We start from the raw sequence: 10,287 nt of genomic DNA on the forward strand, positions 1-10,287 counted from the left end.
GTACAAACCATGAAAGCCGAAAAGCCCTGGGTTGAAGAAGTACGTGAATTTTTCGGGCTACTGATCTGTGTGGCTGTACTGGCGGCTAACTGGGTTTATGGAGCAAAACAGCGTAAAAAAGTGCCGGTAAAAAAGGGAAAGCGGTAAAGCCCCCTCTAAATCTCCCCCGGTCGGGGAGACTTTTTAAAGTCCCTCTCTCCCGGAGAGGGATTTAGGGTGAGGCTAATTTACAAATACGACAGCCCTTTAAATTCACCGTCGCCATAATAAAATGGCTCAAAGCCATCTTCGGCAAGTTCGCAGCTTACCTGCATAGTAGTAAAGGTAACATCACCAAAGATATTGGCTATGGCCGAATCGGCGGCGTCATGGCCGGTGGCTATTTTAATGAGGCCATTCAAAGGTACCAGCCGCGTGGCATCAAACAGGATCCATTTGCCGCCAAGGTAAGCCTCAAAGCAGGCATGAAAATCAGCAGGTTTAAGATGATAGGCATAACCCGTAAAATAACGTGCTGGTATGGTCAGCGCGCGGCATAGGGCTATACCCAGATGCGCGAAATCACGACAAACGCCGGCCTGCTCTGTCACCGTATCAAAAGCAGATGTTTGCGAATTGGTTGAACCGCTTAAGTATTGTACGTTTTTATGAATCCAGTTGGTTAATTCAACCACCTGCTCAAAGGGGTTGGTAATATGCCCGAACATATTGTGCGCAAGGCGGTATAACTTATCCGACTGACAATAACGGCTTGGATTTAAATATGGCAACACCGGTGAGGGCAGTTCAGAAACATGAGTCTCCAGCAGGTTACCAAAATCGGTTATTTCATAACAATTATCAACCGTAGCCTTGTAAGTAACTTTAACGTTGGGGGTATCTGCACTTACATCAAAGCGTACCAAACGGTTTTCGCCTTGCAGCGTTTGCAATTCTTCAAACTTGATGTAGGGTTCTAAACCAAACTCTTCCCTTATTACTGTTTGATTTGGGCTTCGTAAAGCATGTATGTTTAAAATCAATGTGCCCGGCGACCGTACTACATATTCCATTTGGGTAAACACATCGAATTTCATGTTATCAGCTTTCTGTTTTTACTTCTTCTAATTTGTTAAATGTGGCATCCATCCAATCCTCTGAAATATGGTCGAGGGCCAGTTTCAATTCTTCGGCCCATTGGGTTGAGATATGTTCCAGGTCCTGCTTGTTATAACGTTGTTCAACAATATTGAAACTATCCTTTTTATAAACGGCTACATCTATCGGAAAATCGACATTATTTGAACTTACCCTTGTTGAATCGAACGAAAGAAAACCCGTTTTCAGCGCAAGTTTCAGGCTCGAATTTTCATCGAGGATACGATTAAGAATGGCCTTACCGTGGCCCGAATTACCAATAACTACATAAGGTGCCCCCTGCCCCAACTCTACCCAGTTTCCTTCCGGGTACAGCAAAAAAAGCTTATGCTCGTCATCATCGCGTAGTTGTCCGCCGATGATAGTGTTTAAATCAAATCTCAAACCGGCAGCATCAAGAGAAACTTTATCTTCCTGGGCTGCACGTTTTACCTGTTCGCCAAATGCATTCACAGCTTTGTACATTTTATTGAACTCCGCTGTTTCCAGTAATTCGTTAAAATAGATCACCGCTTTATCACGTACCGAGCGTAAACCGCTGGTCATAATAAACAGCGAAAAATGATCCTTTTGTTGTATCGTGATCTTCTTTTTTACAGTGGTATCGGTCCCCGAAGTTATGCGGGTATCGGCAATGGCCAATAAACCCTCTTTAACTTTAATTCCCAGGCAATAAGTCATTTGATTCAGCGTGCTTCGTTATAAATTTATACTTGCCAAAGTAATTAAATAATGCGAGATTTATTAACAGATCATTAATAAACCATTTATTTACCTCTACATCTTTTTAGGGCCTAATCACCTTTTATTTTATTGCATAAAATGAATTTCAAATCAGCATTACCTATCCTGTTATTGATTTTTAACATAAACTTTGCCGGCGCGCAAAAACATAACGCCATCCCCGTTATTTTCGACACAGATATTGCCGGCGATTATGACGATGTAGGCGCAATGGCCTTACTGCATGCCTTTGCAGATAAGGGTGAAGCTAAAATACTGGCCACCATTTCATGCAACGCCTTTGAAACTACCGCGCCAACAATCAGCGTGCTTAATACTTATTTCGGACGGCCCGATATCCCTATAGGTATAGTCAAAAAAAACAAACCCAATAAAGATTGCGCTCAAAAGTGGGCTCAAGCTATCATTGCCGGCTTTCCTCATCATATCAAATCAAATAGCCAGGCAATTGAAGCAGTGGCACTTTACCGCAAGATCCTTGCAAGTCAGGTTGATGGCAGTGTTACTATTATTTCAGTTGGCTTTTTCACCAACCTGGCCGATCTGCTCCATTCGGGAGCTGATAAATACAGCAAATTAACAGGGGCACAACTGGTGAAAAAGAAAGTAAAAAACCTGGTATCCATGGCTACCGGAATAGGTACCGATGGCAAAACCTTTAGCGAATACAATGTAAATGTGGATGCAGCCTCGGCACAGGAAGTTTTTAAAAACTGGCCTACTCCAATTACACTTAGCGGTTTTGAAATTGGCGAAAAAATTCTGACCGGAATTCGACTCATCAACAATTATTCGATACAAAACAGCCCGGTAAAAGACGCGTTTCAGATTGCCCTCGCAAAAGATAATAACACTGTTGGCCGCAATAGCTGGGACGAAACCGCCGTGCTAACAGCCATCAGAGGGCCGAAACCTTATTTTACCTATCGCAAACTAAATATGGAAATAAAGGACGATGGTACCGACGTCGTGATACCCGGTGAGCGGTTTTTATACCTTCAATTTGCTATGGAGCCTGATGCTATTGCAAAAGATATTGAACAACTGATGATGCATCAGCCTGCTAAAAAAATGAAATAGTGTAAACTACTAAAATACCAACTACTTGGTATTGAATTTCCAGCCAATTGATGCCACCTTAGTTTCATCATGAATAAACCAACTAAAATCCAGGTGGCTATCTTTTGCGAGCCTTGCATTATCTGCGGCAGCAGGCCTGTTATAGCACAGGCCAAAGGCAAATTTATTGTAAGATGCGGTGCCAATGCCGATCATTATCAAACCCCACCCGGACTGGTTGACATAGCCAACTGGAATAAACACAATCACCGGGACCCTGATATCACCCCTTCTACGAGGTATCTTAAACACGGCTGATCATTTGAAGTACCGGGTTGTTACATATCCGATAGCTTCCTTTATATACGATGCCCAGCCGGCCAAAGCGCCCGCATTGGGCAGCAAATCATCAGCAGAAACCGAAAACCTGCGGCTGAAAAAATTGCAGGGGTATGCTATCACGTCAACCCCCTGCTTTTTAAATATCATCATGGAGCGGCGCATATGAAATGCCGAAGTAACCAGTAAATAAGGTCCCTTAATTTTACGCTGCTGTAAGAGTACCTTTGAAAACGCTGCATTTTCAATCGTGTTGCGCGATTTTGCTTCGGTTAATATGCAGCTATCCGGAACCTGCATTTCCCTGAATTGCTCCCTTGCCCAATCGGCCTCCTTAAAGCCTGATGGCATCAAAAGGCCATTCCCTCCGGATATCAAAAGATGGCTAACCTGGCCCGTTTTCTGTAACCTGACTCCCTGGATAAACCTGTCTGCAGCAGTGTTAAAGAACCCACCACCATTGCCATCATCCGAGCTAAAACCGCCCAATACGATAGCGCATGTGTACTTTTTACCTACCGGCACCTTAGTTTCCCTTATATCCCACCCCCAGCTTACTATATTAAGTAACAACGAATTAGAGAAAATATAAAGCACGATAATACCTATAAGCAAAAATTTTCGTTTACGTTTTACGTTCTTTGAAAAAAGGGCTACCAATAAAAATGCGAATACCCATAAAAGCAGGTTCATTAAAAATGAAAGCACTTTTGAAAATATAAAAAACATATTGTGGCTATTGTGTTTAAGTACTTCAAATATAGAAGCTTTTAACAAGCCGGGTAACAAACTGGCATTATCATTGTCATATATCAGAAAAGAAAATAAATTATGGGCTTTATCAAAACTCTTGCTATAGGTGCTGCAGTTGCTTACGGAATAAATTACGTGACCAAAAAAGGACCTGACGGTAAATCAATTATCGACAACCTGGTTGACAATGCTCCCGACTGGGCCGACCGTGCTAAAAAATATGGCGAGCTTACTTTGGAACAAATTGCCGTACGCACTCAAAATTTCAGGGATAACAGCAGGCGTTAATTTGCCCTGCTTTATACTTTATGCACAACATATTATTTTTGGGAGATAGCCTAACGGCAGGTTATGGCCTTAAGGATGCCAAAACCGAATCATTACCTGCGCTCATCCAACAAAGGATCCATACAGCAAATTTAGCTTACCATGTTATTAACGGGGGCGTCAGCGGTGATACCACTTCGGGAGCCCTTTATCGGCTGGACTATTGGATCAACCGCCCGATAGCTGTATTTGTGCTGGAACTGGGCATTAATGATATCATCAGGGGTATCCCGCCACAAACCACAGCTAACAATTTGCAAACCATAATTGACAGGGTTAAACAAAAACATCCCGGTGTTAAAATTGCCCTGATGGGAATGGAGATCCCCGCTTTTATCCCTGGTGCATTTGCAGCACAGTTTAAAGCCATCTTCCGCAAACTTGCCGAAACAAATAATACTGCCTTCGTACCATTTTATTTACAGGATGTTGCCGGGATAGCCCACCTTAACCTGCCCGACAGGCTTCATCCCAACGCTGATGGCTATAAGGTCATAGCTAATAATGTTTGGCCGGTGATAAAAGGGCTGTTATAGAATCAAAGCATGTCATTGTGAAGCGCAGCAATCGCATACTATACAGGGCCGCCATGTTTCCGTGCGATTGCCACGTAGCCGCTCCCGCTCATAGCCCACGACAGGCTCCTCGTATGACATCAATCTAATAACTTTTTATCCTGTAATCCTTTAATTCTAAAAATCATGGTTCAGCTTCTTCATCAACCATTGCTCCCGGTATTGCTTCGGTGTTACACCTTCAAAACGTTTAAAAAACTTAGTAAAATTTGAAGGATCGAAGGTAAGTCTGCTTGCTATTTCGGCTACACTCACGGTGTTGTCCGTCAGCATGTTTTTTGCAATTTCCATGATCTTTTCCTCGAAAAAGAAACAAGGATGTTTCCCGGTGGTGAGTTTGATGGTATTGCTTAAATGTGTAGGATGGATATGCATTTCATCGGCAAAGTCACGGATCTCGTACATATCCAATACGCGGTTGTTCAGCACATCGTCAAGATGTTTATCGATAGCCTTTAAATAGTCGGCAGTAATTTCATGCTGACGGGCCAGTATCTTCTTCGGAACAGTAAGCGTTGCTTCCATAATACAAAACTAAGCAAACAGATCGGGCTTAAACAGTGGCGCCACCCGCTTTTTAGATGCCTGTTCGTAGGCATATCCCAATTTAATGATCTCTCCCTCTTTATATGCTGTACTAAAAAACGATAAGCCAATCGGCAAGCCATGCGCCAGCCCCATAGGCACGGTGATATGCGGATACCCTGCCATAGCTGCCGGTCCCGAAAAGCCGAAACCATTATCATAGTCGCCATTTACCAGGTCGATACATACTGCCGGGCCATTAGTTGTACCAATAATGGCATCAAGCTTATATTTTGCAAGCATGTCATCAATAACCTTGCGTGTGCCGGCATTTGTTTGTTTTACAGCATCCAGATACTCCTTACTATTCAGATCGCCTTTGGCCTGGGCCTGCTCCAGGATCTCCTGCTTAAAAAAAGGCATGGCTTTAGCTTCGTTCTGCTTGTTAAAAGCAATAACATCCGTCAGCGTTTTCATTTTGCTATTGGCATTGCCAAGGTATTGATTGAGGCCGTCTTTAAATTCATAAAGCAGTACGTTAAACTCATTGCTGTTTATGGTTTTGAGTTCCTTGTACAACTCTATCTCCACTACTTCGGCGCCTTTACTTTTCAAGGTTTTGATAGCATCCTGCAATAATGCAACAACAGCCGGGTTATCATTAAACGCCGTTTTTTCAATACCGAGGCGCTTGCCCTGTAAGCCATCAACATCTAAAAATTTAGTATAATCTGCATCAACCTTACCTTTACCGCCAAGCGTTGCCAGATCAAGCGTATCGATGCCAGTAAGCGCGCCAAGCAGTATCGCAGCATCCTTAACCGTACGTGCCATAGGCCCGGCGGTATCCTGTGTTTTGGAAATAGGGATAATACCCGACCGGCTCCATAAACCCACTGTTGGTTTAATGCCAACCAAGCCGTTAACCGATGCCGGTGAAACTATAGAGCCATTGGTTTCGGTACCGATGCCTATAACGCAAAGATTGGCTGCTACAGCCGTTCCTGTGCCGGCACTTGAGCCGCTGGGGTTCCTGTCTAAAATATAAGGGCATTTGGTTTGCCCACCCCTGCTGCTCCATGCGCTTGTTGAATGCGTGGAACGAAAGTTTGCCCACTCACTTAAATTGGTTTTACCCAATATCACCGCCCCTGCCTCACGAAGCTTATGTACAATAAAAGCATCCTGTTTGGCAAAATTATCGGCTAAAGCCAATGAACCGGCTGTGGTGTGCATGTTATCGCCGGTATTGATATTATCTTTGATCAGCACGGGTATACCATGTAGCGGGCCGCGCACTTTACCATTCCCACGCTCCCGGTCCATCGCATCGGCCATGTTCAGGGCATCTTTATTAAGCTCAATAACGGAGTTTAGCATAATGCCCTTCTTATCTATCTGATCAATTCGTTTCAGGTACAGTTCCGTGATCAGTCTTGAAGTAAACTGCTTTCCCTGCATCTTTTGCTGCAGATCGGTAATAGTTATTTCGCTCAGTTCAAATATATCGTCCTTACTGTTCTCGGCAGCGGCAGTTTCATCCGCTTTATTTTCGGCAGATGGCTGGTTGCAGGAAGCCGCCACCAAAGTGGAGATCGTTAATCCGGCCAGTGAACCGGTTTTAAGGAAATTTCGTCTGTGCATAAATGTTAAAATAAAAGGCATTACAAGTAACAAAATATTTAACTACTTTGAAAGGTGCGGAGGGCGTAGATAGTTAAATGTTACAATGCACGAACAGAAAAACAAATAAAAACGGGGTCATGCTGAGCCTGTCGAAGCATGGAGGGGAGGCCTCTGCGCGCGAGTCTTCGACAGGCTCAGACTGACAGGCCAGTTTTGATAGGAACTTTTGGGATGACGTTTTTCTTTTTACTTCGATACCATGCCTGATATCACATTAATGCTCAAGGCAACTATAGCCGTATTAAACGCGAAAGAAATCAACCCGTGCAGCCAGGCCAGGCGACGGATAGAACGGGCAGAGATCTCTACGTCAGATACCTGGAAGGTCATGCCTACAACAAATGAAAAGTATACAAAATCGAGATAATCCGGCTCTTTTTCATCCCCCGGAAATTCGAGGCCGCCGAGGTGTTTTAATTTTTTATCATCGTCGGGATCAGTAGCATAGTACATGTGAGCGTAACGCAGCGTAAATATGGTATGTACCAACCACCACGAAACTATTACCGAAGCCATGGCCAGTAAAACCCTTGCCGTAACTACCGCATCTGATTGGTTTTTTGTTGATAACAGCAGGAGCATGATAGCCAGCAAACTCATCAGCGATGCCACGATCACAAACAAAAATATCAATGTACGGCTGGAATCTTCTATACTCGCTATCTTACGGATCTCGACCGGGTGAGCGGTAAGAATAATGATCCAGTCCAAAATAATGACGCACAGGCCAAATGCTATCCAGGTGATCAACACCGTGGTAGGCGCTGTAAAGTTAGACCATGTAAAGAACAGCACTATCGCACTTACCCCTAATGAAATGAGCAGCCGGTGATGTGCATCTAACCGTAAAAATACTTTCTGCTTGGTTTTTGGGATCTTCGGCATGGATGGTTTTTAAGTTATACCGTAAATATGGCGATGATTAGTGTAGAATTGATGAAGATAATAATTTAATCTTCCTCCTCCACTATCCAGGTCACACGGCCTACCTGCCCATCGTCAAGCTGTACCTTGATCCCGCGTGAATGGTACGCCGCGCTGGTGAGCAACCGTTTCACAAAGCCACGGGTGAGTGTTCCCGTACGCTGATCTTTCTTTAAGATAATGTCAACCTCAAGGCCGGGGTATATATCGCTTCTGTTTTGTCCGTTCATGACCGTTGATTTTTTGATTGTGTTGATTTCGCTGATTTTTCGAGAAAAAGCGAAAGCAAATATCAATTTTTCGAAAGATAATCGGCTATAAAAGTTTTAACACGCTCTTCGTTACCATCATCAAAGCCTTCAATTTTTTTCACAACCATGTTTTTGTTATTTACCAGGTATACTTTGGGAATAGAACCTAAATTGTATTGTGCCTGCGCTTTTGCAAATTGCTGTTGAGGTATGATCAATTGCTCCCATGCCATATCTTCTTGTTTCATTGCAAGCAGCCAATTTTCCTTTTTTGCATCCACCGATACACTTACAAACCTTACATCATCTTTATTGAATTGCGCTGTTATTCTCTTTAATGATGGAATTTCCTGTCGGCAAGGTCCACACCAGCTTGCCCAGAATATTATCATGTTCAGCTTTTTAGCATTATCAATCAGGCTAACTTGTTTTGTGTCTTTATCAAGAAAAACGCTGTTAGCAAATTGATTTTTTATTGTCGGCTGATCATCAATAAACTGTTTGAGCCGCCTGCCATAATAGGATGATTTTGCTTCATCGCTAAAGCCTGCATAGAAGTCTTTTAGTTGTTCGTGATTAAAGTAATATTTAAAATTACTAAAAGCAAATGCAGCCCAATAGGCGTTCGGTGTATCCTGGATTATTCTTTTGATCCGTTCAGCCTGCTCATTTCTCCCGATACTATCCTTACTTATGCGAATAAAAGGCAAATTGATGTTCCTGAGATAAAATTCCGTCTGCGGGCTGCCTTTCAGTATAGCGCCTGCGTCTTTGGAAAGATCACCAGTTATAGTAGTTAATCCCGGCCCTACAACAAAATCAGCATAGCGGGAATGATTCTTTGCGGGTTCATATGGATTGCAAACTGCTATAGGTCGCCTTGTTCCCTTTTCATCCACATAACTTATAGAAACAAGATTGGCAAAAAAAGCAGTATCCGGCTGAAAACTAAATTCAAATTTTCCATCCGTAACTTTTGCAGAATCGGTGGACTCACCCATTTGCGGATAAACAGGCTTATAATAAACCCATTTACTCTTAAGTCCTTTTATATCGCCCTTGATGATTATACTATTATCACGTTTGCATGAAAACAGGCTGATAAGCACCAGTAGGATAAGGTAATAAGGTTTTTTCATAGGTTTAGTATCAGGAGTTTAAGAATTTCCTGCTACTAAGATAACTATTCAACCAACCCTTTTATTGCGTGTTCTACTTTTCCGAAATCAAAATTACTGATCAGCTTATCAAAGGCTGCTGCGATCTGCTCATTACCCAAATTACCGATGCTACCCTCATGGGTATGGTTCACTGTTTTATCCGGGTTGAAATCCCCCGCTTCAATAGCTAAACCAACTTGTTTGTACGCATCACGGAACGGGGTGCCACTTAATGTTAAACGGTTAACTTCCTCCACACTGAACAGGTAGGCATATTTGGCATCATCCAGGATATCGATTTTTACGGTGATATTTTGCAGCATGAAGGTTGCCATTTGCAGGCAATGTTTCAGGTCGGCAAAGGCTGGAAACAATAACTCCTTCAATAATTGTAGCTCGCGGTGATAGCCCGATGGCAGGTTGGTTGTCATCATAGCCACATCTGTAGGCAGGGCCTGCAGGCGGTTACATTTGCCGCGCATAATTTCCCAAACATCCGGGTTCTTTTTATGCGGCATGATGCTGCTGCCAGTGGTCAATGCATCCGGATAGCTTACAAAAGCAAAGTTCTGGCTTAAGTATAACGCCTGATCCATAGCCATTTTAGCTAATGTAGCTGCTATTGAAGAAATAGCCTGTGCAATAATTCGCTCAGTTTTACCGCGGCCCATTTGCGCGTAAACAACGTTATAATTAAGGCTGTCAAAACCCAAAAACTGCGTAGTTAAAGTACGGTTTAGCGGGAACGATGAACCGTAACCAGCAGCCGAACCCAGGGGGTTTTTATTAGTGATGCGGTAAGCTGCT

At 43.2% G+C, this 10,287-nt stretch carries 13 protein-coding genes; 4 read left to right on the forward strand and 9 right to left on the reverse strand.

What is annotated here, in order from left to right:
- Positions 1-227: 227 nt before the first annotated feature.
- Positions 228-1,076, reverse strand: a complete 849-nt coding sequence (locus VF500_RS15675) for a transglutaminase family protein (protein ID WP_330860569.1) — start codon at positions 1,074-1,076, stop codon at positions 228-230.
- 4 nt (positions 1,077-1,080) lie between these two features.
- The gene (locus tag VF500_RS15680; RefSeq protein ID WP_330860570.1) at positions 1,081-1,818 is read right to left on the reverse strand and encodes a peptidase; all 738 of its coding nucleotides are present in this window, start codon (positions 1,816-1,818) and stop codon (positions 1,081-1,083) included.
- 141 nt (positions 1,819-1,959) lie between these two features.
- Between VF500_RS15680 and VF500_RS15685 the strand changes: the two genes are divergently transcribed.
- Together VF500_RS15685 and VF500_RS15690 are read left to right on the forward strand one after the other, a co-directional pair.
- Positions 1,960-2,961 (forward strand): nucleoside hydrolase, encoded by a 1,002-nt coding sequence (locus tag VF500_RS15685; protein ID WP_330860571.1) that lies wholly within the window; start codon positions 1,960-1,962, stop codon positions 2,959-2,961.
- Positions 2,962-3,030: 69 nt separating this feature from the next.
- Positions 3,031-3,258, forward strand: coding sequence for a hypothetical protein (locus tag VF500_RS15690; protein ID WP_330860572.1), 228 nt, complete (start codon positions 3,031-3,033; stop codon positions 3,256-3,258).
- On the opposite strand, the gene VF500_RS15695 is transcribed toward VF500_RS15690, so the two are convergent.
- Entirely contained in the window at positions 3,259-4,008 is a 750-nt protein-coding gene (locus VF500_RS15695) for a YdcF family protein (protein ID WP_330860573.1), read from the reverse strand.
- A 102-nt stretch (positions 4,009-4,110) separates the two neighbouring features.
- On the opposite strand from VF500_RS15695, the gene VF500_RS15700 reads away from it, so the two are divergent.
- Both VF500_RS15700 and VF500_RS15705 read left to right on the forward strand, forming a co-directional pair.
- The gene (locus VF500_RS15700; protein ID WP_121231199.1) at positions 4,111-4,320 is read left to right on the forward strand and encodes a YtxH domain-containing protein; all 210 of its coding nucleotides are present in this window, start codon (positions 4,111-4,113) and stop codon (positions 4,318-4,320) included.
- A 20-nt stretch (positions 4,321-4,340) separates the two neighbouring features.
- Complete coding sequence (locus VF500_RS15705) at positions 4,341-4,895, forward strand: arylesterase (protein WP_330860574.1); 555 nt, start codon at positions 4,341-4,343, stop codon at positions 4,893-4,895.
- A gap of 156 nt (positions 4,896-5,051) precedes the next feature.
- Here VF500_RS15705 and VF500_RS15710 read toward each other — a convergent pair whose 3' ends face one another.
- From VF500_RS15710 to VF500_RS15735, 6 genes are all read right to left on the reverse strand, one after another.
- The gene (locus VF500_RS15710; protein WP_330860575.1) at positions 5,052-5,459 is read right to left on the reverse strand and encodes an AraC family transcriptional regulator; all 408 of its coding nucleotides are present in this window, start codon (positions 5,457-5,459) and stop codon (positions 5,052-5,054) included.
- A 9-nt stretch (positions 5,460-5,468) separates the two neighbouring features.
- Complete coding sequence (locus VF500_RS15715) at positions 5,469-7,103, reverse strand: amidase (protein WP_330860576.1); 1,635 nt, start codon at positions 7,101-7,103, stop codon at positions 5,469-5,471.
- 228 nt (positions 7,104-7,331) lie between these two features.
- Positions 7,332-8,030, reverse strand: a complete 699-nt coding sequence (locus VF500_RS15720) for a DUF1345 domain-containing protein (RefSeq protein ID WP_330860577.1) — start codon at positions 8,028-8,030, stop codon at positions 7,332-7,334.
- A gap of 65 nt (positions 8,031-8,095) precedes the next feature.
- Complete coding sequence (locus tag VF500_RS15725) at positions 8,096-8,299, reverse strand: YwbE family protein (protein ID WP_330860578.1); 204 nt, start codon at positions 8,297-8,299, stop codon at positions 8,096-8,098.
- Between the two features lie 62 nt (positions 8,300-8,361).
- Positions 8,362-9,459: a TlpA disulfide reductase family protein gene (locus tag VF500_RS15730; protein WP_330860579.1), complete on the reverse strand. Its 1,098-nt coding sequence runs from the start codon at positions 9,457-9,459 to the stop codon at positions 8,362-8,364.
- Positions 9,460-9,503: 44 nt separating this feature from the next.
- The coding region (locus tag VF500_RS15735) for a lyase family protein (protein WP_330860580.1) at positions 9,504-10,287 on the reverse strand (784 nt) is incomplete at its 5' end.

This window comes from Mucilaginibacter sp. (assembly GCF_036383575.1).
Classification (GTDB): Bacteria; Bacteroidota; Bacteroidia; order Sphingobacteriales; family Sphingobacteriaceae; genus Mucilaginibacter.